The 25256-nt window shown below is 67.9% G+C and carries 19 protein-coding genes; 10 read left to right on the top strand and 9 right to left on the bottom strand.

Features of this window, described 5'->3' with window-relative positions:
• The first annotated feature begins 7 nt into the window (after positions 1-7).
• Positions 8-2005: a pseudouridine synthase gene (locus L810_RS45180; RefSeq protein ID WP_021159101.1), complete on the top strand. Its 1998-nt coding sequence runs from the start codon at positions 8-10 to the stop codon at positions 2003-2005.
• Between the two features lie 89 nt (positions 2006-2094).
• On the opposite strand, the gene def is transcribed toward L810_RS45180, so the two are convergent.
• The 5 genes from def to L810_RS14775 all read right to left on the bottom strand — a co-directional run bounded on the left by def (position 2095) and on the right by L810_RS14775 (position 10838).
• Positions 2095-2628 (bottom strand): peptide deformylase, encoded by a 534-nt coding sequence (gene def, locus L810_RS14795; protein WP_021159100.1) that lies wholly within the window; start codon positions 2626-2628, stop codon positions 2095-2097.
• Entirely contained in the window at positions 2625-4700 is a 2076-nt protein-coding gene (gene ligA, locus L810_RS14790) for an NAD-dependent DNA ligase LigA (protein ID WP_021159099.1), read from the bottom strand. The genes def and ligA overlap by 4 nt, the downstream gene beginning before the upstream one ends.
• Before the next feature lie 166 nt (positions 4701-4866).
• Positions 4867-6159 (bottom strand): cell division protein ZipA C-terminal FtsZ-binding domain-containing protein, encoded by a 1293-nt coding sequence (locus L810_RS14785; protein ID WP_021159097.1) that lies wholly within the window; start codon positions 6157-6159, stop codon positions 4867-4869.
• Between the two features lie 85 nt (positions 6160-6244).
• Entirely contained in the window at positions 6245-9757 is a 3513-nt protein-coding gene (smc, locus tag L810_RS14780; RefSeq protein ID WP_021159096.1) for a chromosome segregation protein SMC, read from the bottom strand.
• A gap of 139 nt (positions 9758-9896) precedes the next feature.
• Positions 9897-10838 carry a DMT family transporter gene (locus tag L810_RS14775; RefSeq protein ID WP_021159095.1) on the bottom strand — a complete coding sequence of 314 codons (942 nt, stop codon included), beginning with the start codon at positions 10836-10838 and terminating at the stop codon, positions 9897-9899.
• A 159-nt stretch (positions 10839-10997) separates the two neighbouring features.
• On the opposite strand from L810_RS14775, the gene dapC reads away from it, so the two are divergent.
• The 6 genes from dapC (at position 10998) to cls (ending at position 17168) form a co-directional block, all read left to right on the top strand.
• Positions 10998-12230: a succinyldiaminopimelate transaminase gene (gene dapC / locus L810_RS14770; RefSeq protein WP_021159094.1), complete on the top strand. Its 1233-nt coding sequence runs from the start codon at positions 10998-11000 to the stop codon at positions 12228-12230.
• A gap of 44 nt (positions 12231-12274) precedes the next feature.
• On the top strand, positions 12275-13102 hold the full coding sequence (gene dapD, locus L810_RS14765; protein WP_014896723.1) for a 2,3,4,5-tetrahydropyridine-2,6-dicarboxylate N-succinyltransferase: 828 nt from the start codon (positions 12275-12277) through the stop codon (positions 13100-13102).
• Entirely contained in the window at positions 13102-13470 is a 369-nt protein-coding gene (locus L810_RS14760; RefSeq protein ID WP_006478478.1) for an ArsC family reductase, read from the top strand. The genes dapD and L810_RS14760 overlap by 1 nt, the downstream gene beginning before the upstream one ends.
• A 90-nt stretch (positions 13471-13560) precedes the next feature.
• The gene (gene dapE, locus L810_RS14755; protein ID WP_042974803.1) at positions 13561-14700 is read left to right on the top strand and encodes a succinyl-diaminopimelate desuccinylase; all 1140 of its coding nucleotides are present in this window, start codon (positions 13561-13563) and stop codon (positions 14698-14700) included.
• Between the two features lie 11 nt (positions 14701-14711).
• Positions 14712-15620, top strand: a complete 909-nt coding sequence (gene prmB / locus L810_RS14750) for a 50S ribosomal protein L3 N(5)-glutamine methyltransferase (protein WP_021159092.1) — start codon at positions 14712-14714, stop codon at positions 15618-15620.
• Positions 15621-15728: 108 nt separating this feature from the next.
• Positions 15729-17168: a cardiolipin synthase gene (cls, locus tag L810_RS14745; RefSeq protein WP_021159091.1), complete on the top strand. Its 1440-nt coding sequence runs from the start codon at positions 15729-15731 to the stop codon at positions 17166-17168.
• A 60-nt stretch (positions 17169-17228) separates the two neighbouring features.
• Here the strand turns inward: cls and L810_RS14740 are convergent, their stop codons facing one another.
• Complete coding sequence (locus tag L810_RS14740) at positions 17229-17708, bottom strand: glutathione peroxidase (RefSeq protein WP_021159090.1); 480 nt, start codon at positions 17706-17708, stop codon at positions 17229-17231.
• 136 nt (positions 17709-17844) lie between these two features.
• On the opposite strand from L810_RS14740, the gene L810_RS14735 reads away from it, so the two are divergent.
• The gene (locus tag L810_RS14735) at positions 17845-19776 is read left to right on the top strand and encodes an ATP-binding cassette domain-containing protein (RefSeq protein WP_042974800.1); all 1932 of its coding nucleotides are present in this window, start codon (positions 17845-17847) and stop codon (positions 19774-19776) included.
• Between the two features lie 205 nt (positions 19777-19981).
• Here the strand turns inward: L810_RS14735 and L810_RS14730 are convergent, their stop codons facing one another.
• From L810_RS14730 to alr, 3 genes are all read right to left on the bottom strand, one after another.
• The gene (locus L810_RS14730; protein ID WP_021159088.1) at positions 19982-20248 is read right to left on the bottom strand and encodes a DUF2866 domain-containing protein; all 267 of its coding nucleotides are present in this window, start codon (positions 20246-20248) and stop codon (positions 19982-19984) included.
• 146 nt (positions 20249-20394) lie between these two features.
• Positions 20395-21771 (bottom strand): DNA repair protein RadA, encoded by a 1377-nt coding sequence (gene radA, locus L810_RS14725; protein ID WP_021159087.1) that lies wholly within the window; start codon positions 21769-21771, stop codon positions 20395-20397.
• Positions 21772-21782: 11 nt separating this feature from the next.
• Positions 21783-22853 carry an alanine racemase gene (gene alr / locus L810_RS14720; RefSeq protein WP_021159086.1) on the bottom strand — a complete coding sequence of 357 codons (1071 nt, stop codon included), beginning with the start codon at positions 22851-22853 and terminating at the stop codon, positions 21783-21785.
• 218 nt (positions 22854-23071) lie between these two features.
• On the opposite strand from alr, the gene lplT reads away from it, so the two are divergent.
• Together lplT and thiD are read left to right on the top strand one after the other, a co-directional pair.
• Entirely contained in the window at positions 23072-24379 is a 1308-nt protein-coding gene (gene lplT, locus L810_RS14715; RefSeq protein WP_021159085.1) for a lysophospholipid transporter LplT, read from the top strand.
• 58 nt (positions 24380-24437) lie between these two features.
• Positions 24438-25247 carry a bifunctional hydroxymethylpyrimidine kinase/phosphomethylpyrimidine kinase gene (gene thiD / locus L810_RS14710; RefSeq protein WP_021159084.1) on the top strand — a complete coding sequence of 270 codons (810 nt, stop codon included), beginning with the start codon at positions 24438-24440 and terminating at the stop codon, positions 25245-25247.
• Positions 25248-25256: the final 9 nt, after the last annotated feature.

The raw sequence follows: 25256 nt of genomic DNA, 5'->3' as shown, positions 1-25256 counted from the left end.
AGCGTTTATGCGCACCAAACTAACCGTCAAGAATCCGAAGCCGGCGTCGCCGACCCGCGCCCCTGTCCGCTCCGGCAGCCTCGTCGCCCGCAAGGCGGTGCGTCCCGCTGCGCCGCCCGCAGGGGACAAGCCGGCCCGCCCGAAGAAGGCGTCCCCGGCCGCCGCCGGCGAACGCTCGTTCAAGCCGCGCGGCGCGGCAGGCGCCGAGCGCCCGGGCGCGGATCGCGCACCGGCCAAGCGTGCGCCGCGTGACGGCGGTGCCGAACGCGGCACGCGCGCGCCGTATCGCGACAACGCGGCCGGCGAAGGGGCGAAGCGTAGCTTCGGCGATCGACGCACGTCGTCCGATCGACCGCCGCGCCGTGATGACGACGCACGTCCGCGTCGCGCAGGTGGCGACAACGACAAACGCCCGTCCTATCGCGACAAGGCAGCCGGTGAAGGTGCAAAGCGCAGCTTCGGCGATCGACGCACGTCGTCCGATCGTCCGCCGCGCCGTGATGACGACGCACGTCCGCGTCGCGCGGGTGGTGAAGGCGGCGCGCGCGCGCCGTACCGCGACAATGCATCCGGCGAAGGCGCGAAGCGCAGCTTCGGCGACCGTCGCACGTCGTCCGATCGTCCGCCGCGCCGTGATGACGATGCCCGTCCGCGCCGCGCAGGTGGCGACGACGACAAACGCTCGTCCTATCGCGACAAGGCAGCCGGTGAAGGCGCAAAGCGCAGCTTCGGCGACCGCCGCCCGTCGTCCGACCGTCCGCCGCGCCGCGATGACGATGCCCGTCCGCGCCGCGCAGGTGGCGACGACGACAAACGCCCGTCCTATCGCGACAAGGCATCCGGCGAAGGCGCAAAGCGCAGCTTCGGCGATCGACGCACGTCGTCCGATCGTCCGCCGCGTCGTGATGACGATGCACGTCCGCGCCGCGCAGGCGCCGACGACGACAAACGCCCGTCCTATCGCGACAAGGCAACCGGCGAAGGCGCAAAGCGCAGCTTCGGCGACCGCCGCACGTCGTCCGATCGTCCGCCGCGTCGTGATGACGACGCACGTCCGCGTCGCGCAGGCGCCGACGAGGGCAAACGCCCGTCCTATCGCGACAATGCAACCGGCGAAGGCGCAAAGCGCAGCTTCGGCGACCGCCCGGCTCGCCCCGCACGCGACGGCGAACGCCGCTCGTTCGGTGCGGTCAAGACCGCGCAACCGGTCAAGCGCGCGGCGGCCGACGTCGACTACGGCGACGAAACGGGCCTGATGCGCCTGTCGAAGCGGATGTCCGAGCTCGGCATGTGCTCGCGCCGCGAAGCCGACGAATGGATCGAAAAGGGTTGGGTACTCGTCGACGGCGAACGCATCGACACGCTCGGCACCAAGGTCCGCGCCGACCAGAAGATCGAGATCGACGAGCGCGCGAGCGCCGCGCAGGCCGCGCAAGTGACGATCCTGCTGCACAAGCCCGTCGGTTATGTGTCGGGCCAGGCGGAAGACGGCTACGAGCCGGCAGCCGTGCTGATCACGCGCGCGAACCGCTGGAGCGGCGACCATTCGCCTGTACGCTTCTCGCCGCAGCACCTGCACGCGCTCGCACCGGCCGGCCGCCTGGACATCGATTCGACCGGCCTGCTCGTGCTGACGCAGAACGGCGTGATCGCGAAGCAGCTGATCGGCGAGCAGTCGGATATCGACAAGGAGTACCTGGTGCGCGTGCGCTTCGGCGAACGGCTGATCGACATCGACCAGCACTTCCCGGCGGAATCGCTCGCGAAGCTGCGCCACGGCCTCGAGCTCGACGGCGTCGCGCTGAAGCCCGCGATGGTGAGCTGGCAGAACGGCGAGCAGTTGCGCTTCGTGCTGCGCGAAGGCAAGAAGCGCCAGATCCGCCGCATGTGCGAACTGGTGGGCCTCGACGTGATCGGCCTGAAACGCGTCCGGATGGGCCGCGTAATGCTCGGCGCACTGCCGCAAGGGCAATGGCGCTATCTGTCGGCCGACGAGACGTTCTGACCGCCGGCGCGCCACCCGTGGCCATGCAATGAAAAAGCCCGCGCAAGCGGGCTTTTTCTTGTCTGCGAGAAACCGGGAAAGCAGAGGAATCAGTCGTCGGAAGCCGGATCGAGCCCCGGGAACAGCACCTCCGTGAAGCCGAAGCGCGTGAAATCGGTGATCCGCATCGGATACAGCTTGCCGATCAGGTGATCGTATTCGTGCTGGACGACGCGTGCGTGGAATCCCTCGGCGACACGATCGATCTTCTCGCCGAACTGGTCGAAGCCGCTGTAGCGCACCTTCGCGTAGCGGCTGACGACGCCGCGCATGCCCGGCACCGACAGGCAGCCTTCCCAGCCCTCTTCCATGTCCGGCGGCAGGTACTCGACCTTCGGGTTGATCAGCACGGTCTCCGGCACCGGCGGCGCTTCCGGGTAGCGGTTGTTGTTGCCGAAGCCGAAGATGATGATCTGCAGCCCGACGCCGATCTGCGGCGCGGCCAGGCCGGCGCCGTTCGCATGGTGCATCGTCTCGAACATGTCCGCGACGATCTCGTGCAGCTCGGGTGTATCGAACCGCTCGACCGGCTTGGCGACTTCGAGCAGGCGCGGATCGCCCATCTTCAGGATCTCGCGAATCATGGCGTATTGCCCTCCAGGAGTTGGTGCAGGCCGTCTTCGTCCAGCACGGGGATGCCGAGTTCCTCGGCCTTCGCGAGCTTGCTGCCGGCTTCGGCGCCCGCGACCACGTAATCCGTCTTCTTCGATACCGAACCGGCCACTTTCGCGCCCGCCGCTTCGAGCATTTCCTTCGCGGCATCGCGCGTGAGCGTCGGCAGCGTGCCCGTCAGCACGACGGTCTTGCCGGCCAGCACGCCCTGCGGCGCCTTCGGCGCGGGCGGCCCTTCCGGCCACGTCACCTTGCCCGGCGCGCGCAACTGCTCGATCACGGTCCGGTTGTGCTCTTCCGCGAAAAACTGGTGGAGCGACTCAGCGACGATCGGCCCGACGTCGTTGACTTCGAGCAGCTCTTCGATCGACGCGTCCATGATCGGCGTGAGCGAGCCGAAATGCTTCGCGAGATCCTTCGCGGTCGATTCGCCCACGTGACGGATACCGAGCCCGTAGATGAAGCGCGCGAGCGTCGTGTGCTTCGCCTTCTCGAGCGAGTCGAGCAGGTTCTGTGCGGACTTCTCGGCAAACCGGTCGAGCTCGGCGAGCGTCGCAAAGCCGAGATTGAACAGGTCGGCCGGCGTGCGCACGAGATTCAGCTCGACGAGCTGGTCGATGATCTTCTCGCCGAGACCGTCGATGTCGAGTGCGCGGCGCTGCGCGAAGTGCCACAGCGCCTGCTTGCGCTGCGCCGGACAGAACAGGCCGCCCGTGCAGCGCGCGATCGCCTCGTCCGGCAGGCGCTCGATCTTCGAGCCGCACACCGGGCATTCGGTCGGCATCACGAATTCGGCCGCATCGGCCGGACGCCGGTCGAGCAGCGCACCGACCACTTCGGGGATCACGTCGCCGGCGCGGCGCACGATCACGGTATCGCCGATCCGGATGTCCTTGCGGCGCACCTCGTCCTCGTTGTGCAGCGTCGCGTTGGTCACCGTCGCACCGCCGACGAACACCGGCTCGAGGCGCGCGACCGGTGTGATCGCACCGGTGCGCCCGACCTGCACGTCGATCGCGACGAGCTTCGTCAGCGCTTCCTGCGCGGGGAACTTGTGAGCGAGCGCAAAGCGCGGCGCACGCGACACGAAGCCGAGGCGCTCCTGCTCGTCACGCCGGTTGACCTTGTAGACGACACCGTCGATGTCGTAGGGCAGCGACTCGCGCTTCTCGCCGATCTTGCGGAAGAAGTCGAGCAAACCCTGGGCGCCCTGCACGACCGCGCGCTCGCGGTTCACGGGCAGGCCGAGCGACTCGTACCAGTCGAGCAGCGCGCTGTGCGTATCGGGCATCGGCATCCCGTCGAGCACGCCGATCCCGTACGCGAAGAACGACAGCGGACGCTGCGCGGTGATCTTCGAGTCGAGCTGGCGCAGGCTGCCGGCCGCCGCGTTGCGCGGGTTCGCGAATTCGCGCTGCTCGGCCGCGCGCTGGCGTTCGTTCAGGCGTGCGAAATCGCGCTTGAACATCAGCACCTCGCCGCGCACGTCGAGTACGGCCGGCACGTTCTTGCCCTTCAGCTTCAGCGGAATCGAGCGGATCGTGCGCACGTTCTCGGTCACGTCCTCGCCGGTCGTGCCGTCGCCGCGCGTCGACGCCTGCACGAATACGCCCTGCTCGTAACGCAGCGAGATCGCGAGACCGTCGAACTTCAGTTCGCACGCGTAGTCGACCGGCTCCGTCACCGAACCGGCGAGATCGGTCGCCTTGTCGAGCGCATCGGCGACGCGCTTGTCGAACGCGACGATGTCCTCGTCGGTAAAACCGTTGTTCAGCGACAGCATCGGCGCGTCGTGGACGACCGGCGTGAAGCCGCCGGCCGCCTCGCCGCCTACGCGCTGCGTCGGCGAATCGGGCGTCACGAGTTCGGGATGATCGGTTTCGAGCTGCTGCAGTTCGCGAAACAGTCGGTCGTACTCGGCGTCGGGCAGATCCGGCTGATCGAGCACGTAGTAGGCGTAGTTCGCCCGCTCGAGTTGGTCGCGCAGCCACGCGGCGCGCGCGTCGGGCTGGCTGGCTGGCGGTTCGGCTTGGGTTCGGGCCATGCTGGCGGCAGATTCGTTCTGAGAAAATCGGATGCCCGATTATCTCAGTTTGCCGCCGTGGCGGGGCGCGCAAAACGCGCCCGATGCGCGTGCTGCAGCGCAAACAGCGAGGTGTGCGCCGCAGCGACGAACGGCGGCGCCGAAGCCCGCCGCCCGTGCGTTCGCGTTACTGGCTGAAGAGGCGGCGCGTGACCGGCGAACCGGCCGGGATGCCGGCTTCCTCGAGCTTCGCGTACAGCTTCATCAGTTGCTGGTCGATCGCGACGAGCGTCGATTCCGGCAGCGGCCGGCGCGAATCGTCGACGACCCGCGCACCGATCCGTTCGGACAGCGACTTCGCGTAGTCGCACATCAGCCGGAACGGCAGGATGTCCTCTTCGGCGACCGGCACGTCGAGCACCAGCGTGATCATGTTGCCGCCCTTGTACGTGAGGTCGTCACGCAGGAAGTTCGTGTCGCCGAACTGCAGCATGAACACCGGGTTCTGCTTCGCGTCGAGCTTCACGAAACGCGTGCCGTCCCGCGACAGCAGCAGCCCGTCCTGCGACGCGACCGCCTGCACGTAGTTCGCCGACCACGGCGCGCCGTCCGACATCACGTTGATCGACAGTTGCGCGTCGCACTGCGCGGCAAACGCGTCGAGCTCGCGCGCCATCGCGACCGTTTCCATCATGTCCGGGAATTCCGGCGCGCCGTCGATCGCGTCGGCGAACTGCTGGACACCTGTCACGAATTCGGAGAACTCGAGCTCGTTCAGCGCACCGCTGCGGTTCGCGAGCTGCGCGGCTGCGCGCAGTTCCTCGTAGCGCACGCCGTTCTGCAGCAGCTCCCACTGGCCGCCTTCGGGCTTGCCTTCGATATGCACGGGCTTGCTGCCCGCGCGGCGCAGCCGCTGCGCGGCCGGCAGGATCTTGTCGCCCGGCAGCAAACCGTTGAGCCGGATCGGCACGATGCAGTCGATCCGGCGGTCGACGATCGCCGGCGGTGCCGACGAGATCGTCGTCGCGGCCGGCAGCACGGGTTCGACCGGCTCGGCCGCTTCAGCGTGCGTGTCGTGCGCGGCGGCCGGCACGGTGTCTTCTCCGGCAACCGCGTCGACCGGCTCGGCCGGCTCTGCCGACGGCTCGACACCGGTCGCCTCGGCCTGCAGGTCGGCCGGCATGTCGGCAGGCGCCGCACCGCCGAAGGTCGGCTCGACGCGCGCGACTTCCGCCGACGCGGTGGCCGCAGCAGCAGTCGCAGCCGGCACCGCAGGCTCGCGCCGCACCGGCTGACGCACCGGCTCGATGAACGGCAACTCTTCGTCGCGCTCGGGGCGGTTCATCGCCTCGGCCGCTTCCTCCGGCATCGGGCGCGGCATCCTGCGCCGCACCTTCGCGCCCTGCCATGCGTTGTAGACCACGACGCCGCCCACCACGACGGCGCCCGCGCCGATCAAACCGAGTGTCAACTCGTCCATGCACGCTCCATCAGCAATTCTTGTTCGTCGGAACCGCGAACGGGCGCCCATGCGCCGCGCGAACGCGGTCCGGTTTCGTCAAACGTCAATTCCGGGCAAAACCCGCGGCGGTTTCCATGTCCACCGCGACGATCCGCGACACGCCCTGCTCCTGCATCGTCACGCCGATCAGCTGCTGCGCCATCTCCATCGCGATCTTGTTGTGCGAGATGAACAGGAACTGCGTCTTGTCGGACATCGCGCGCACGAGATTCGCGAAACGCTCGGTGTTCGCGTCGTCGAGCGGCGCGTCGACCTCGTCGAGCAGACAGAACGGCGCCGGATTGAGCTGGAACATCGCGAACACCAGTGCGGTCGCGGTCAGCGCCTTCTCGCCGCCCGACAGCAGGTGAATCGTCGCGTTCTTCTTGCCCGGCGGCTGCGCCATCACCTGCACGCCGGCATCGAGGATCTCGTCGCCCGTCATGATCAGCTTCGCCTGGCCGCCGCCGAACAGGCGCGGGAACAGGTCGCTGAAGTGACGGTTGACCTCGTCGAAAGTGCCTTGCAGCAGCGTACGGGTTTCCTGGTCGATCTTGTGGATCGCGTCCTCGAGCGTCGTGATCGCGTCGATCAGGTCGGCCGACTGCGCATCGAGGAACACCTTGCGCTCGCTCGCGGCCTTCAGCTCGTCGAGCGCGGCCATGTTCACCGGGCCGAGCGCGTTGATCGCGTTGTTCAGGCGCGTGACCTCGCCTTGCAGGTACGACGGCTTCAGATCCGGCGTGAGCTTCTCGCGCAGCGCCTCCTCGTCGACCTCGGCCGCGGTCAGTTGCTCGGCGAACTGCTCGACCGCCAGGCGCGCGGCCTGCTCCTTCAACTGCAGCTCGGTGATGCGGTCGCGCAGCGGCTGCAGCGAACGCTCGGCGACGAGCCGCTGCTCGTCCGACGCGCGCAGCTTCGCGGTCAGGTCGTCGAGTTCGATCCGCGCGGCCTGCAGCGCCTCTTCCTTCACCGCACGCACTTCGAGCGCGTCCTGCAGGCCCGTGTGCGCGGTCTGCTCGTTGATCGTCTCGAGTTCGGCGCGTGCGTCTTCCAGCGATCCGGCAACACGTTCGCTCTGCTCGTGCGCGACCTGGATGCTGCGCTTGAGTTCGTCGATCCGCGTGACCGCGTTGCGCGCTGCGAAGCGCGCGTCGTTCGCGCCGCGCTCCAGGTCGCGCGCTTCCTGACGTGCCTGCGTCAGCGATTCGTCGAGTGCTTCGAATGCGAGCTGGTTGTCCTCGAAGCGCGCCTGCAGCTCCGCGAGTTCGCCGTCGAAACGCTCGAAATTCGCTTCCGATTCAGCGCGCATCGCGCGCTGCTCTTCGATCTGCGCGCCGATTTCCTCGAGTTCCTCGCGGATCTGCGTGCTGCGCTGCGTGTAACGTTCGTGCGCCTGCGCGAGCTTCAGCACGTCCATCTGCAGCGCGTGCACGCGTTGCGTCGCACGCTCAGCCTGTGCGCGCACGTCGCCGAGCGCCTGCGTGGCCTGCGTGTGCGCGGCTTCCGCCCGCACGGCTGCCGTGCGCGCCTCGTCGGCGAGCAGTGCCTGCGCACGCACCTGGCGCGTCAGGTTTTCGATTTCCTGCTGGCGGGCCAGCATCCCGGCCTGCTCCGAATCGGCGGCATAGAGCTGCACGCCGACGCGCGTGACGACATGGCCGGCCTTGACGACGAACGCACCGCCTGCCGGCAGCTGCGTGCGCGTCGCGAGCGCCTGTGCGACGTCGTCGGCGACATACACGTTGCCGAGCCAGTCGTTCAGCACCGCACGGATGCCCGCATCGTCGATGCGCACGAGCGACAGCACCGGGCGCAGGCCCGCCACGGCCGCGGGCGGTTCGCCGGCCGCAGGCGGCGCATAGAACGCGAGCTTCGCCGGCGGCGCATCGGTCGCGAATGCCTTCACCCAGTCGAGATTCGACACTTCGAGCGCGGCGAGACGCTCGCGCAGCACGGCCTCGAGCGCCGCTTCCCAGCCGGCCTCGACGTGCAGCTTCTTCCACAGGCGCGGCAGCGCACCGAGCTCGTGCTTGTCGAGCCACGGCTGCACCTTGCCTTCGGTCTGCACGTTTTCCTGCAGTTGCTTCAACGCGGCGAGACGCGCCTCCAGCTGGTGGATCTGCGCGGCCTCGGCCTGCACGCGCTCCTGCGCGGCACGGCGTTCGCCATCGAGGCGCGGCACCGTTTCCTGCGCGTCGGCGAGGCGCGCCTGCGCTTCGGCAAGGATCTCTTCCTGCTCGGCCAGCTGCATGCGCAGCTCCTCGAGCTGGGCCTCGTCCGGCGCGTCGAGCCCGCCCGCTTCGCTCTTCAGGCGCTCATGGCGCTGCTGAAGCTGCTGAAGCTGCTGGTCGGCGTTGCGCTGGTGCGCGGCCTCGAGTTTCAGCGACTGTTCGGTCTGCGCGATCCGCGCGCGCTCGTCGTTGAGCTGCGCCTGTGCATCGCGCCATTTCGCTTCGAGCGCCGGCAGCGCGTCGTGCTTCGCGGCGGCGTTGTCTTCGGCGAGCGCGGCCTTCTCGTCGGCCATCGCGCGCGCTTCCTCGGCTTCCTCGAGCTCGTCCTGCGCCTTCTCGGCCTGCGCGCGCCATTGCTCGCGCTGCGCATTCAGCGCGGCGATCTGCGCCTGCACGCGATTGCGCGATTCGACGATGAACTTGATCTCGGCTTCGAGGCGGCTCACCTCGGCATTCGCCTCGTAGAGCGAACCCTGCGCGCCCTGCATCGCGTCGCTCGCCGAGTAATGCGCGACACGCAGCGTTTCGAGCTGCGCCTCGACCTCGCGCAGCTTCGCCGTCTGCGCCTCGAGGTCGATCTGCGCCTGTTCGATCGCGCGCTGCTGCTTCTGCTGCTCGCCGGCGGCCTCGTTCTTGCGCAGCAGCCACAGCAGGCGCTGCTTCTCCTCGCCGTCGGCGACGAGTTCCTTGTACTTGGTCGCGACCACCGCCTGCGCCTCGAGCTTTTCGAGGTTCGCGCCGAGTTCGCGGACGATGTCCTCGACGCGCGTCAGGTTCTCGCGCGTGTCGTGCAGGCGGTTCTCGGTTTCGCGGCGGCGTTCCTTGTACTTCGACACGCCGGCGGCTTCCTCTAGGAACACGCGCAGCTCTTCCGGCTTCGCCTCGATGATCCGCGCGATCATGCCCTGCCCGATGATCGCGTACGCACGCGGCCCGAGGCCCGTGCCGAGGAAGATGTCCTGGATGTCGCGGCGGCGCGCCGGCAGGTTGTTGATGTAGTAACTCGACGTGCCGTCGCGCGTGAGCACGCGCTTCACGGCGATTTCGCCGTACTGGCCCCACTGCCCGGCCGCGCGGCCGTCGGAGTTGTCGAAGATCAGTTCGACGCTGGCCCGGCTGCCGGGCTTGCGGGCGGTCGAGCCGTTGAAGATCACGTCCTGCATCGACTCGCCGCGCAGCTCGGAAGCGCGCGACTCGCCGAGCACCCAGCGCACGGCGTCGATGATGTTGGACTTGCCGCACCCGTTCGGGCCCACCACGCCGACAAGCTGGCCCGGAACCTGGAAATGCGTGGGATCGACAAAGGATTTGAAGCCAGCGAGTTTGATCGAGCTCAGACGCACGGCGGTATCGGATGTGAAGAAGGTGTGAAACGGACGGAGCCGCACTGCGCGAGGCCGGACGGCCCATGCGCGCGACGCGCCCCGGAATTCAAAAGCGGGGCCGCGCGCATCCAGCGTTGGGCCCCGCAAACGGCTTCCATCATACCATCGCGCGTGCACCGTCCCGACCGTCGCCGGGTTTGTCCGGTGCCGGCGCGGCACGATGGACCCGGCTCGACAGCAGCGTGGCCAGCACGATGCATGCGCCGCCCGCCCACTCGCGCGCGGTCGGCAGCTCGTTCGCGAACACCCACGCCGACAGCGCGGTGATCACGATCTCGAACAGCATGATGATCGACGCGCGGTTCGCCGGCACACGCGCGAGCCCGTACTGCACGAGCAGGTTGTTCGACGCCATCGTCACGCCGATCGCGACGATGATCAGCGCGGCGACACCGAGCTGGCCGCCCGCCGGCGCAGCCGGCAGCCCCTCGAACAGCGACGCGATCGCGCCGAACACGGCCGCGCCGCCGAACAGCGTCGCGGTGCGCATTTCGGCGCGCATGTCGGGCAGCTCGCGGCTCGCCTTGATTACCAGCACGTTGCTCATCGCGAAACTGAGCCCGGCCGCGAGACCGGCCCATTCGGCCGGGTTGGCCGGCAGCGGCAAGCCGAGCGCCGGTGACCACAGCATCAGCATCGCGCCGCCGATCGACAACGCCGCGAGCCCGGCGCCGGCCCAAGTCAGCCGCTCGCGCAGCAGGAAGTGTGCGTAGATCGCGGTCCAGGCCGGCGTCAGGTAGAACAGCAGCATCACGCGCAGCACCTCGCCGTGGATCGTGCCCCAGACGAACCCGAGGTTCGTCACGCCGGCCGTCACCGCGATGCCCGGCAGCACCCAGTGCCAGCGCAGCGTCGCGATCGTGCGGTGCCGCGCGACGATCACGAACAGGAACGCGACGAGGCTCGTCAGCGCGCTCGCGAGCGTGCCCGTCACGCCGAGCGACGCAAGGATCCGCAGCGGATACCAGATCAGGCCCCATACCGATGCGCCGATCAGGATGGCCAGCGTCGGCAGGCTGCCGCGTACCGCGTTATTCATTTGGTTCGATACCCTTTATTCGACCGGCCCGGCCGCCGTTCCGGCAGGCCGTGACCGCGTTCCGTCACGCTATAATCGTCCGTTGCGACCCGTGCGCCCGCGGCGCCCGTTCGCAGCCGCGCGGCGCGCCCGCCGCTTCTTTCGCTCCAACCGGCCGCGATGGCCGCTTCGCCCGTGAACCCTCGACTCGACTCGCTCCAGCCCTATCCCTTCGAAAAGCTGCGCGCCCTGTTCAAGGACGTGACGCCCTCCGGCGCCCTCAAACCGATCAGCTTCGGCATCGGCGAGCCCAAACATGCGACCCCGGCGCTGATCCGCGACGCCGTGGTGGCCGCGCTCGACGGTCTCGCGTCGTACCCGGCCACCGCCGGCTCGGACGCGCTGCGTACGTCGATCGCGCACTGGCTCGAGCGCCGCTACGGGCTGCCGGCCATCGATCCGGCCACGCAGGTGCTGCCCGTGTCGGGTTCGCGCGAGGCGCTGTTCTCGCTCGCCCAGACGGTGATCGACGCACGCCCGTCCGAAACGGGCGAGAAGGCGATCGTACTCTGTCCGAATCCTTTCTATCAAATTTACGAAGGCGCGGCGCTGCTGGCCGGTGCCGAACCCTATTTCGCGAACAGCGACCCGGCCCGCAACTTCGCGTGCGACTACGCGTCGGTGCCCGACGCGGTCTGGGCGCGCACGCAGCTGCTGTACGTGTGCTCGCCGGGCAACCCGACGGGCGCCGTGCTGACGCTCGACGACTGGCGCGAGCTGTTCGCGCTGTCCGACCGCCACGGTTTCGTGATCGCGTCCGACGAGTGCTATTCGGAAATCTATTTCGACGAAGCGGCACCGCCGCTCGGCGGCCTCGAGGCCGCGCACCGCCTCGGCCGCGGCTTCGAGCGGCTCGTGATGCTGTCCAGCCTGTCGAAACGCTCGAACGTGCCGGGCATGCGCTCGGGTTTCGTCGCCGGCGACGCCGCGCTGCTGAAGCAATTCCTGCTGTATCGCACGTACCACGGCGCGGCGCTGTCGCCGGTCTGGCAGCACGCGAGCATCGCCGCGTGGAACGACGAGGCGCACGTGCGCGAGAACCGCGCGCTGTACCTGCAGAAGTTCAGCACGGTCACGCCGATGCTCGCCGACGTGATCGACGTGAAACTGCCCGACGCGGCGTTCTACCTGTGGGCCAACGTGTCGCGCACCGGCCTGTCGGACACCGAGTTCGCCCGCCGCCTGTACGCCGACTATAATGTGACGGTTCTGCCCGGCTCGTACCTCGCGCGCGATGCGCACGGCACGAATCCGGGCCGCGATTTCATCCGGATCGCGCTCGTCGCGGGCACCCCCGAATGCGTCGAGGGCGCGCAACGCATCGTCGATTTCTGCCGGTCTCTCGCGCGGTAATCGTCCATCCGATCAATTCCATCCAATCTCCTGCGAAAACGAACATGTCGCAACAACTTCAGCAAATCATCGATACCGCCTGGGACAACCGCGCCGAGCTGTCGCCGAAGGCCGCACCGGCCGACGTCCGCGAAGCCGTCGCGCACGCGATCGAGCAGCTCGACAAAGGCGCGCTGCGCGTTGCCGAGAAGATCGACGGCAACTGGACCGTGCACCAGTGGCTGAAGAAGGCCGTGCTGCTGTCGTTCCGCCTGGAGGACAACGCGCCGATGCCCGCCGGCGGCTACTCGCAGTTCTACGACAAGGTGCCGTCGAAGTTCGCGAACTACACGGCCGAAGATTTCGCCGCAGGCGGCTTCCGCGTCGTCCCGCCGGCCATCGCGCGCCGCGGCTCGTTCATCGCGAAGAACGTCGTGCTGATGCCGTCGTACACCAACATCGGCGCGTACGTCGACGAAGGCACGATGGTCGACACGTGGGCAACGGTCGGTTCGTGCGCGCAGATCGGCAAGAACGTGCACCTGTCGGGCGGCGTCGGCATCGGCGGCGTGCTCGAGCCGCTGCAGGCGAACCCGGTCATCATCGAAGACAACTGCTTCATCGGCGCCCGCTCGGAAGTCGTCGAAGGCGTGATCGTCGAGGAAAACTCGGTGATCTCGATGGGCGTGTACCTCGGCCAGAGCACGAAGATCTACGATCGCGAGACGGGCGAAGTCAGCTACGGCCGCATCCCGGCCGGTTCGGTCGTCGTCGCCGGCAACCTGCCGTCGAAGGATGGCTCGCACAGCCTGTATTGCGCGGTGATCGTCAAGAAGGTCGACGCGAAGACGCGCGCGAAGGTCGGCCTGAACGAGCTGCTGCGAGGCGACTGATGGCGAAGCCGCACACCGTGGTCGTCTACGGCATTCCGAACTGCGACACCGTGAAGAAGGCCCGCGTGTGGCTCGACGATCACGGCGTCGAATTCGAGTTCCACGACTTCAAGAAGCTCGGCGTCAGCGCGCCGCTGATCGAAGACTGGCTGAAGGACGTGTCGCTCGACGCACTCGTCAACAAGCGCGGCACCACGTGGCGCGGCCTCGACGACGCAATGAAGGCGGCCGCCGAAACGAAGACCGGCGCGGTCGCGCTGATGATCCACAAGCCGTCGGTCATCAAGCGCCCCGTGCTGGTGGTCAACGGCCGCGTGAAATCGCTCGGCTTCGTGGCCGATCAATACGCGGCGCTGTTTGCCGCATAGGGCTGCCCGCGCTGCGCCTGTCGGCGCAGCCCGACGTCTTGTCGCTGCCGGCCACCGCGCCGGCATTTTTTATCGAAAGTGGTCCGAACCATGTCCGCCACCCTAGCCCTTACCGAACAGCTGATCGCCCGCGCGTCCGTGACGCCCGACGACCAGCATTGCCAGCAGATCATGACCGAGCGCCTCGCCGCACTCGGCTTCGAATGCGAGACCATCGCGTCGCACGGCGTGACCAACCTGTGGGCCGTCAAGCGCGGCGCCGACGGCCGCGACGGCAAGCTGCTCGCCTTCGCGGGCCACACCGACGTCGTACCGACCGGCCCGCTCGAGCAATGGAGCTCGCCGCCGTTCATCCCCGCCCATCGGGACGGCAAGCTGTACGGCCGCGGCGCGGCCGACATGAAGACGTCGCTCGCGGCGTTCGTCGTCGCGTCCGAGGAATTCGTCGCGGCACACCCCGGCCACCGCGGCGCGATCGCGTTCCTGATCACGAGCGACGAGGAAGGCCCCGCCACCGATGGCACCGTGAAGGTCGTCGAGCTGCTCGAAGCGCGCGGCGAACGCATGGACTACTGCATCGTCGGCGAACCGACGTCGACCCACGAACTCGGCGACGTCGTCAAGAACGGCCGCCGCGGCTCGATGTCGGGCGAACTGGTCGTCAAGGGCGTGCAGGGCCACATCGCCTATCCGCACCTCGCGAAGAACCCGATCCACCTGCTCGCGCCGGCGCTCGCCGAGCTCGCCGCCGAGCAATGGGACGAAGGCAACGAATACTTCCCGCCGACCACCTGGCAGGTATCGAACCTGCACGCCGGCACCGGCGCGACCAACGTGATCCCCGGCCACGCCGACCTGCTGTTCAACTTCCGCTTCTCGACCGCGAGCACGGTCGAGGGCCTGCAGGCACGCGTGCACGCGATCCTCGACAAGCACGGCCTCGAATACACGCTGAAGTGGTCGGTGAGCGGCCTGCCGTTCCTCACGCCGCGCGGCGAGCTGTCGGGCGCGCTGGAAAACGCGATCCGCACCGAGACCGGCATCACGACCGAGCTGTCGACCACGGGCGGCACGTCGGACGGCCGTTTCATCGCGCGCATCTGCCCGCAGGTGATCGAGTTCGGGCCGCCGAACGGCAGCATCCACAAGATCGACGAGCACATCGAAGTGCGCTTCATCGATCCGCTGAAGAACGTGTACCGACGCGTGCTCGAACAACTGATCGCCTGATGGAGCCTCGCATGACGACACCTTTTGCCACAGTCCGCGACCTGCTGCGCTACGCGGTCACGCGCTTCTCGAAGGCGAAGCTCGCGTTCGGCCACGGCTCCGACAATGCGTACGACGAAGCGGCCTACCTCGTGCTGCGCACGCTCGACCTGCCGCTCGACACGCTCGAGCCGTTCCTCGACGCACGGCTCCTGCCCGACGAAATCGCGGCCGTGCTCGCCGTGATCGAACGGCGCGCGACCGACCGCGTGCCGGCCGCGTACCTCACGCATGAAGCCTGGATGCATGGCCACCGCTTCTACGTCGACGAACGCGTGATCGTGCCGCGCTCGTTCATCGGCGAACTGCTCGACGACGGGCTGCAGCCGTACGTCGCCGATCCCGAACAGGTCGGCGCCGTGCTCGAGCTGTGCACGGGCTCGGGCTGCCTCGCGATCCTCGCGGCGAGCGCGTTCCCGAATGCCGAGATCGACGCGGTCGACCTGTCCGACAAGGCCCTCGAAGTCGCCGAGATCAACGTGCGCGACTACGGCCTCGAAGACCGCATCGGGCTGCACCGCGGCGACCTCTACGCGCCGCTGCCCGCATTCCGCACGGACCCGGACTCGCGCTACGACGTGATCCTGACGAACCCGCCGTACGTGAATGCGTCGTCGATGGCCGCACTGCCGCCCGAGTACCGGCACGAGCCGGAGATGGCGCTCGCGGGTGGCGACGACGGGATGGACATCGTGCGACGCATCGTCGCCGAAGCCCATCGCTGGCTGCACGACGACGGCGTGCTCGTCGTCGAGATCGGCAACGAGCGCGAGAACGTCGAAGCCGCGTTCGGCGGCCTCGAACTCACGTGGCTGCCGACCAGCGCGGGCGACGACGCCGTGTTCCTGATCCAGGCGTCGGACCTGCCGCGCAAGGCCTAAGCCTTTTCGGCTCGCCCACCGTGCGGTGCACCGTTGCGCCGCACGGTTGGGTAAGATGCGCGTAGGCGGCCGCCCGGCCGCGCGACCTCAGGAGTCCGTCACGCGCCCATGACCCTCGACTGGCTACATCTCGGCACCCTGATCCTGACCATCCATGTGCTCGGGATCGTCGCTGCGTGCCACGCGATCATGAACACGCGCACGTCGCAAGGTGCGATCGCATGGGCCGTCTCGCTTGCGGCCATGCCGTACCTGACGCTCGTTCCGTACCTGTTCCTCGGTCGCAGCAAGTTCTCCGGCTACGTCGACGCCCGGCGCCACGAGCTGGAAATGTTGCGCATGCACACACCCCGCTCGCCCTGGCTCAGCACCGACGCGACCGACGGGCCGGCCGCCGACGCGATCGGCCAGGCCGCGGTGCTCGCGCTTACGCGACTCGGCGGCATGCCGTTCCTCGGCGGCAATTCGGTGCGCACGCTCGTGAACGGCGATGCGACGTTCTCGGCGATCCTCGCCGCAATCGACGCCGCGCGCGATTACGTGGTGGTGCAGTTCTTCATCGTGCGCGACGATGCGCTCGGCCGGATGCTGCGCGACTCGCTGCTCGCGCGTGCGGCAGCCGGCGTGCGCTGCTGCCTCCTGTACGACAGCATCGGCAGCTTCGACTTGCCGCACAGCTACGTCGACACATTGCGCCGGGGCGGCGTCGAGGTGCATCCGTTCGCGACCAACCGGAAGTTCGTCAACCGTTTCCAGCTCAACTTCCGCAACCACCGCAAGATCGTCGTGGTCGACGGCAATCGCGCGTTCGTCGGCGGCCACAACGTCGGCGTCGAATATCTCGGCGCGAAGCCGCGCCTGTCGCCGTGGCGCGACACGCACATCGAGATACGCGGCCCCGTGGTCGCGAGCATCCAGTACGTGTTCGCCGAAGACTGGCACTGGGCGACGCAGAAGCTGCCGCCGCTCGCGATGCCGCCGCCCGCGCAGCCGGGCGACAACATGCATTGCCTCGCCGTGCCGATGGGGCCGGCCGACAAGCAGGAGACGGGCTCGCTGTTCTTCGTCGAGGCGATCAACGCCGCACGCGAACGGGTCTGGATCACCACGCCGTACCTCGTCCCCGACGAAGCCGTGATCTCCGCGCTGAAGCTCGCCGTCATGCGCGGCGTCGACGTGCGCATCCTGATTCCGAGCCGGCGCGATCACTACGTGGTATTCGAGGCGTCGAAGCTGTACGCGCGCGACCTGGTCGATGCGGGCGTGAAGGTATTCCGCTACCGGCCCGGCTTCCTGCACCAGAAGGTCGTGCTGATCGACCGCATCGCGGCGGCGATCGGCAGCGCGAATCTCGACAACCGTTCGTTCCGCCTCAATTTCGAGATCATGGTGCTGACCGTCGACCGCGCATTCGCCGACGAGGTCGAGACGATGCTCGCTGCCGACTTCGCACAGGCGTACGAGGTCGATGCGAACGAATACCGCCGATCGCCTGCCTGGCGACGCATCGCGATGCACGTCGCGCGGCTGTTCGCACCGATCCTCTGACGGCCGGGACCGCGGCGGGCAGGCGCCCCGCACCGGCGCCGCGAACGACGCCGGCAGCCGTCACAGCAGCTTGTCGATATCCGCGGCGATTTCGTCCGGCTTGGTGGACGGCGCATAGCGCTTGACGATGCGCCCTTCGCGATCGATCAGGAATTTCGTGAAGTTCCACTTGATCGCCTTGAGGCCGAGAATGCCGGGCGCCTCGTCGGTCAGGTAGCGGTACAGCGGATGCGCATGGTCGCCCTTCACGTCGATCTTCGCGAACATCGGGAACGTGACGCCGTAATTGCGCTCGCAGAACGCGCCGATCTGCGCGGCGTCGCCGGGCTCCTGCTTGCCGAACTGGTTGCACGGGAAGCCGAGCACGTAGAAGCCGCGCGCCGCGTACTGGTCGTACAGCTTCTGCAGGCCGGCGTACTGCGGCGTGAAACCACACTCGCTCGCGGTGTTGACGATCAGCAGCACCTTGCCGCGATACGCGTCGAGCGAGGCCGGCTCGCCGGCAAGCGTCTCTGCGCTGAACGAATACAGGGTGGACATCGGGCACTCCTTTTACGAAACCGGATCGACGTGGAGTCTAGGCGAAATTGCGCCATTGCGGCATCCGCCGAACGGCCAATGCCCGGCGCAAGCGGCGCGCAGTCTAGAATATCGGTTTTGGCCAGTCATTTCCGCCGTGATCCGTTTCAATCAGTTCAGCCTTGCGCGCGGCACCAAGCCGCTGTTCGAGTCGACCTCCTTCGTGCTCAATCCCGGCGAGAAAGCCGGCCTGATCGGCGCGAACGGCGCCGGCAAGTCGACGCTGTTCTCGGTCCTGCGCGGCGAGCTGCACTCCGACGGCGGCGATTTCTCGATGCCGCCGTCGTGGCGGATCGCCCACGTGTCGCAGGAAACGCCCGCCGTCGACCGCTCGGCACTCGACTACACGCTCGACGGCGACGCCGCGCTGCGCGAGATCGAGGCGCGCATCGCCGCCGCGTCCGCTGCGCATGACGGCGCCGCCGAAGCCGACGCGCACGCGGCATTCGCCGACGCCGACGGCTACACCGCGCCGGCCCGTGCCGAGGCGCTGCTGCTCGGTCTCGGCTTCACGCTCGCGCAGACGCGCGAATCCGTCGCCAGCTTCTCCGGCGGCTGGCGCATGCGCCTGAATCTCGCGCAGGCGCTGATGTGCCGCTCCGACCTGCTGCTGCTCGACGAACCGACGAACCACCTCGACCTCGACGCGATCGTCTGGCTCGAAGACTGGCTGCACCGCTACCCCGGCACGCTCGTCGTGATTTCGCACGACCGCGAATTCCTCGATTCGATCTGCAATGTCACGCTGCACCTGGAAAACCGCCAGGTGAAGCGCTACGGCGGCAACTACTCGCAGTTCGAAGTGCTGCGCGCGCAGCAACTGGCGCTCCAGCAAAGCGCCTACGAAAAGCAGCAGAAGACGATCGAGCACCTGCAAAGCTTCGTCGACCGCTTCAAGGCCAAGGCGACCAAGGCCAAGCAGGCGCAGAGCCGGATGAAGGCGCTCGAGAAGATGGAGCTGATCGCGCCCGCGCACATCGCGTCGCCGTTCACGTTCGAATTCCGCACGCCCGACGCCGCGCCGAACCCGATGATGGTGATGGAAGACGTCCGCTGCGGCTACCACGCCGACGGCGGAGCGGAGATCCCGATCGTCGAGCGCGTCGCGCTGTCGATCCAGAACGGCCAGCGCATCGGCCTGCTCGGCGCGAACGGCCAGGGCAAGTCGACGCTGATCAAGACGCTGGCCGGCACGCTCGCGCCGCTGTCGGGGCACGTCCGCGACGGCAAGGGGCTGACGATCGGCTATTTCGCGCAGCACCAGCTCGAAACGCTGCGTGAGGACGATTCGCCGCTGGCGCATCTGGCGCGGCTCGCGCCCGACACGCGCGAGCAGGAACTGCGCGACTTCCTCGGCGGCTTCAACTTCTCGGGCGACATGGCAACCAGCCCCGTCGGGCCGTTTTCGGGCGGCGAAAAGGCACGCCTCGCGCTCGCGCTGATCATCTGGCAGAAGCCGAACCTGCTGCTGCTCGACGAACCGACCAACCACCTCGACCTCGAAACGCGCCATGCGCTGACGATGGCGCTCGCGCAGTTCGAGGGCACGCTGATCCTCGTCTCGCACGACCGCCACCTGCTGCGCGCGACGACCGACCAGTTCATGCTGGTCGCGAAGCACCGGCTGCAGCCGTTCGACGGCGACCTCGACGACTACCGCGACTGGCTGCTGCAGCACGCGGCCGAGCAGCGCGCCGCCGCGAAGGCGGACAGCGCAGCTTCGTCGGGCGCGGGTGCCGCGGCCAACCGCAAGGACCAGAAACGTCAGGCCGCCGAGGAACGGCAGCGCCTGTCGGTGCTGAAGAAGCCGCTGCAGACGCGCATCACCAAGCTCGAAAAGGAAATGGAGACGCTGCACGCGGAGAAGGCCCGCCTCGACGCATTCGTCGCCGATCCGGCGAGCTACGAAGCCGAGCGCAAGACGGAGCTGACCGATGCGATCCGCAAGCTCGGGGACGTCAACACGCGTCTCGAGACGGTCGAGGCCGACTGGCTTGCCGCGCAGGAAGAGCTCGAGCAGATCGGCTGACCGCTGTCGCGGCGCAACCGGCCGGTATGCCAGCCCGGCGTGCCGGCTGCCTCGGCACCGCGGCACCTTGATATCGCGGCATCTCGACAGGCCCATCCGTCCTTCTTCGGGCCCGGATACGACAAGGCCGGGCGCACGGTCCCGGCCTGTTCATTCACTACTGTCGTCACCCTGTGGTTCGCCGGCCATCCGCCAGGCTGCCGGCTCAGCGGCGCGGCAGCGTATCGCGCGGCATCTGCTCGTCGTCGCCCATCAGGTACCGGCGCCCTTCGGTCGGCCGCCGGATCGCGGCAGCGACTTCCGCTTCCGTCACGTCCTCGGACACGACCTTGCGCGCGAGTCGCCCCTCTTCGTCGATCCACTCGACGATCCGGCATCCCCCACCCCAGGGCTGGCGAATCGGCTCCGACACGCGGCAGCCGCGCAGGTTGTAAAGGCGTCCGCCCGGCGCTTCCCCATAGGATTTCAACATAGGTTCCCTTCGCATTGCGCGGTTCGACAATCCGGCCAAGGATAGGGAAAAGCGATGTCCGGCGGGTTACAGAAGCCTACATATTCTTTACAGCGAATTACGCGCCAGATCGCCGGCAGGCCCGGCCCGCGTACCCGTGCAGCCGGTCACTCGAGATCGCGCACGCGGTCGATCGCCTGCTCGAGCCGATCGACGGCCATCACGTTCAGCCCTTCGATCGGTTGCTTCGGCGCGTTCGCCTTCGGGATCAGCGCGGACGTGAAACCGAGCTTCGCAGCCTCGCGCAGCCGCTCCTGCCCGCGCGGCGACGGCCGGATCTCGCCCGCCAGCCCCACTTCGCCGAACACGATCAGCCCCTTCGGCAGCGCCTTGTTGCGCATCGACGAATGGATCGCGAGCAGCACCGCGAGGTCGGCGGCCGGCTCGGTGATCTTCACGCCGCCCACCGCATTGAGGAACACGTCCTGGTCGAAGCACGCGATGCCCGCATGACGGTGCAGCACCGCGAGCAGCATCGCGAGCCGGTTCTGTTCGAGGCCGACCGCGAGCCGGCGCGGGTTCGGCACGTGCGCGGTGTCGACGAGCGCCTGGACTTCGACGAGCAGCGGGCGCGTGCCCTCCTGTGTAACGAGCACGCACGAGCCGGGCACGACCTGCTCGTGCTGCGACAGGAACAGTGCGGACGGATTCGCGACGCCGCGCAGCCCGCGCTCCGTCATCGCGAACACGCCGAGTTCGTTGACCGCGCCGAAGCGGTTCTTGAACGCGCGCACGAGCCGGAACGACGAGTGCGTGTCGCCTTCGAAGTACAGCACCGTGTCGACGATGTGCTCGAGCACGCGCGGGCCGGCCAGGTTGCCTTCCTTCGTCACGTGCCCGACCATGATGATCGCGGTGCCCGACTGCTTCGCGATGCGCGTGAGCTGCGCCGCGCATTCGCGCACCTGCGCGACGGAGCCGGGGGCCGACGTGAGCGCTTCCGAATAGACGGTCTGGATCGAGTCGATCACGGCCACGTCCGGCCGTTCCGTGTCGATCGCGGCCTGGATCTTCTCGAGCTGGATCTCCGCGAGCAGCTTCAGTTCGTCCGCCGGCGTACCGCCGTCGAGCAGCGCAAGCCGTTGCGCGCGCAACGCGATCTGCGCGGCCGATTCCTCACCGCTGATATAGAGCGCGCGCCGCTCGCTCGCGATGTCCGCAAGCGACTGCAGCAGCAGCGTCGATTTGCCGATACCCGGGTCGCCGCCGATCAGTACGACGCCGCCCGGCACGAGCCCGCCGCCGAGCACGCGGTCGAATTCGCCGATGCCGGTGGAGAAGCGCGGCACGTCGGCGGCTTCGATGTCGACGAGACGCTGCACGGGCGCACGCTTGGCGAGCGACTGGAAACGATGGGCCGACGGCGCCTCAGGAACCGATTCGACGAGCGTATTCCAGGCCTGGCACGACGGGCATTGCCCTTGCCACTTCGGGGTCTGTCCGCCGCACTCGCTGCAGACGTATACGGTTTTCTGTTTGGCCACGCGCGACGCCCTTATTCCGCGCGCACGGGCACGCGGCCGGCGACTGCACACATCAGCTCGTAACCGATCGTGCCGCAATGGCGGGCGACGTCGTCGATCGGCAATGCATTGCCCCACAGCTCGACCCGCGCGCCGACGCCGGCTTGCGGGCACGGGGTCAGGTCGACGGTAATCATGTCCATCGACACGCGGCCGACGATCCGCGTGCGGATGCCGTCGACGATCACGGGCGTGCCTTCGGGCGCGACCCGCGGATAACCGTCCGCATAACCGCATGCGACCACGCCGATCCGCATCGGCGCCTGCGCGGAAAACGTCGAGCCGTAGCCGATCGCCTGGCCCTTCGCGATTGTCTGCACCGCGATCAGTTCGGACGCGAGCGTCATCGCCGGCTTCAGCCCCGTGTCGGCGATGTCGGACGACAGCCCCGACGGCGACGCGCCGTACAGCACGATCCCCGGGCGCACCCAGTCGAAATGCGTGTCCGGATGCCACAGCACGGCGGCCGAGTTCGCGAGACTGCGCGCGCCGGCGATGTTTTCCGCGCCGCGCTCGAACGTCGCGAGCTGCTCGGCGACGCCGCGCTCGTTGTCCGCATCCGAAAAATGGGTCATCAACGTGATCTGGCCGATGCCGGGGCACGCGCGGGCGCGCTCCCACGCGGCGCGGTATTTCTCCGGCAGGTAGCCGAGCCGGTTCATCCCGCTGTTCATCTTCAGCTGCACGTTGACGGGTTTCGACAGCCGCGCCGTTTCCAGCATCCGCATCTGCTCGTCGTTGTGGACGGTCGTCGTCAGGCTGTAGCGGTCGATCACGTCGATGTCGGTCGAGCGGAAGAACCCCTCCAGCAGCAGGATCGGGCCGGCCCAGCCGAGCTCGCGCAGCTTGACTGCCTCGTCGAGGTCGAGCAGGCCGAAGCCGTCGGTGCCGCGCAGGCCCGGAAACGCGCGGGCGAGACCGTGCCCGTACGCGTTCGCCTTGACGACCGCCCAGACCTTGGACGGGCCGGCAAAGCGGCGGACGACGGAGAGATTGTTCGCGAGAGCGGCGGTGTGGATGGTGGCGGAGATCGGGCGCGGCATGGGAAATTTACGTAAAGACGCTTGCGAATCATCAGCTTACCGCGCCTTTTGAGCACTGAAGCCGACAACTTGCGGAACGATCGGGGAATCTTGCTAGTCCGAACTGGCGTATTTTCATGTTATAAAGCCGTGCGCACAACCCATTTCGAACGGAATAAGCCGATCGCATACCAGGCGGCCTACGCGGCCCTGCCGCAGCGACGAAAGCATCGCATCAGATGAAAAAAGGTTTTTACACCATCATGGCCGCGCAGTTTTTCTCGTCGCTGGCCGACAATGCGCTCCTCATCGCCGCCATCGCCCTGCTGAAAGACCTCCACGCCCCCAACTGGATGACACCGCTGCTGAAGCTGTTCTTCGTGTTGTCCTATGTGGTGCTGGCGGCGTATGTCGGTGCGTTCGCGGATTCGCGACCGAAGGGCCGCGTGATGTTCATCACCAACTCGATCAAGGTGATCGGCTGCATGATCATGCTGCTCGGCGCCCACCCGCTGATCGCGTACGGGATCGTCGGCTTCGGCGCGGCAGCCTACTCGCCCGCGAAATACGGCATTCTCACCGAGCTGCTGCCGGCCGACCGGCTGGTCGCCGCCAACGGCTGGATCGAAGGCACGACCGTCAGCTCGATCATCCTCGGCACCGTGCTCGGCGGTGCGCTGATCAGCCCGCACATCGCGTCGCACGTGATCGCGCATACCCCCGCCTGGATCGGCACGCCCGCCGAAGCGGCGATGGCGATCATCATGGCGATCTACGTGGTCGCCGCGCTGTTCAACCTGCGCATTCCCGATACCGGCGCCCGCTACCCGAAGCAGGAACGCGGCCCGGTCAAGCTCCTCACCGATTTCGCCGACTGTTTCATGGTGCTGTGGCGCGACAAGCTCGGCCAGATCTCGCTGGCGGTCACGACGCTGTTCTGGGGTGCGGGTGCGACGCTGCAGTTCATCGTGCTGAAGTGGGCTGAAGTCTCGCTCGGCATGTCGCTGTCGGAAGGCGCGATCCTCCAGGCCGTGGTCGCGGTCGGCGTCGCGGCCGGCGCAATCGCCGCCGCGGCCCGGATCCCGTTGAAGAAGTCGCTGACCGTGCTGCCCGTCGGCATCGTCATGGGTATCGCGGTGATGCTGATGGCGTTCTACACGCGCGACCTGTTCCCGCCGCACTGGGCCGTGCATTTCGGCCACCTGCGCATGCCCGTGTACCTGATCATCGCGTACATCTTCCTGATGTGCGTGGGCGCGCTGTCCGGTTACTTCGTCGTTCCGATGAACGCGCTGCTGCAGCATCGCGGCCACGTGCTCCTGTCGGCCGGCCACTCGATCGCGGTGCAGAACTTCAACGAGAACCTGTCGGTGCTCGTGATGCTGTGCCTGTATGCGGTGCTCGTATGGCTCGACGTGCCGGTCGGCGTCGTGATCGTCCTGTTCGGCACGTTCGTCTGCCTGACGATGTGGCTCGTGATGCGCCGCCACCAGGCGAACCAGCGCCAGTTCGACTCGGTCGCGCTGATCGGCGAATCGCGGCACTGACGCTACACTCCTCGTTTCCGTCCGCCGGCGCCGGTCTTTCAACCGGCGCATTGCCCCGATGACGCACCCGATACCCAACATCCTGACGATCGCCGGCTCCGATTCGGGCGGCGGCGCAGGCATCCAGGCCGACCTGAAGACGTTCTCCGCGCTGGGCGCCTACGGTGCCAGCGCAATCACCGCGTTGACCGCCCAGAACACCCGCGGCGTAACGGGCGTGCATGCGCCGGACGCGGCGTTCGTGACCGCACAGCTCGACGCGGTGTTCAGCGACATCCGCATCGATGCGGTCAAGATCGGGATGCTCGCGAATGCGGCGATCGTGCACGCGGTCGCCGACGCGCTGCGGCGTTATGCGCCACGCTTCGTCGTACTCGACACGGTGATGATCTCGAAGAGCTCGCACGCGCTGCTGGCGCCCGATGCCGTCGACGCGTTGCGCGATGCGCTGCTGCCGCTCGCGACGGTCGTGACGCCGAACCTGCCCGAGGCGGCCGCGCTGCTGAACGACGTGCCCGCCACCACGGAAGACGACATGGTCCGGCAAGGCCGGGCCCTGCTACAGACGGGCGCGCGTGCCGTACTGATGAAAGGCGGCCACCTGCCGGACGCGTCCGCGAGCCCCGACTGGCTCGTCGAAGCGGCGCGCTCCGTGCGGCTCGACGGTGCACGCGTGCCGGTCAGCAACACGCACGGCACCGGCTGCACGCTGTCGTCGGCGATCGCCGCGCTGCTGCCGCAACAGCCCGACCTCGAAAGCGCGGTGCGCGAAGCCAAGACCTACCTGACCGGCGCGATCGCCGCGAGCGGCCACCTCGACGTCGGCCACGGCGTCGGCCCCGTCCATCACTTCCATCGCTGGTGGTGAGCGCCGGCT

The sequence above is a fragment of the Burkholderia sp. AU4i genome (assembly GCF_000466765.1).
GTDB classification, from domain to species: domain Bacteria; phylum Pseudomonadota; class Gammaproteobacteria; order Burkholderiales; family Burkholderiaceae; genus Burkholderia; species Burkholderia cepacia.
This window is presented reverse-complemented; position numbering and strand designations above follow the sequence as displayed.